At 42.8% G+C, this 680-nt stretch carries 1 protein-coding gene and 1 pseudogene; one reads left to right on the top strand and one right to left on the bottom strand.

What is annotated here, in order from left to right:
* Nucleotides 1–556 (top strand): AraC family transcriptional regulator (locus R7Z49_RS25335; RefSeq protein WP_318112432.1); only part of this gene is annotated, 556 nt, incomplete at its 5' end.
* 18 nt (nucleotides 557–574) lie between these two features.
* Here R7Z49_RS25335 and R7Z49_RS25330 read toward each other — a convergent pair.
* Nucleotides 575–680, bottom strand: a pseudogene (locus tag R7Z49_RS25330) (lipocalin); the annotation flags it as partial.

The raw sequence follows: 680 nt of genomic DNA, 5'->3' as shown, positions 1-680 counted from the left end.
CGCCGTAATGACGAATGTTGTGGCGTATCGTTCTGTTTATTTCGATTGTGACAAATTTTCTTGCCCGAAAAGCATCGTGATGATTGAAGTTAACGATCTCCTAAAAGCACTGATCAATAAAATGGCTTTGTGGGAGTGGGACATAGAACAAACCAAAACGAATGCGACAACCATATTGTTTTGGGAAGAGTTTTATCAAGCAAAGCAATTCGAGCTCACTTTACCATTGCCATCGGATCGTCGTTTGACTTCATTTCGAAACGCGATGACAAAAGACGGATTCATTGCTCCTGATCTCAACCATTTATCGAAAACAATCGGGGCAAGCGGTAAGACAATTACAAGACTGTTTAAGTCCGAAACAGGCATGTCTTATCAAGATTGGCGTCAGCAATGGCGATTGTTAAAGGCAATAGAGCTGTTGTGTGAGGAGAGGCAAGTCAGTGATGTTGCCCATTGTTTGGAGTTTTCATCAGACAGCGCATTCATTGCGTTCTTTAAAAAACAAACAGGACAAACACCACTGAGCTTTACGAAGCATCGAACCTTACTGTAAGGTCAGCAGTTGGACAATTTACTGTTTTTGATCGACCAGGATCAACTCATCTAGCGCAAAGCCTTTCTCTTTGGCGACTCGCTTAAATCGCTCCACCGTCGCCTTATCGACATTTGGTTTCCGA

It is taken from the genome of Vibrio sp. 1562, from assembly GCF_033340155.1.
Classification (GTDB): Bacteria; Pseudomonadota; Gammaproteobacteria; order Enterobacterales; family Vibrionaceae; genus Vibrio; species Vibrio alginolyticus.
Note: the sequence above shows the minus strand (reverse complement) of the source record. Positions and strands in the feature narration are given on the sequence as shown.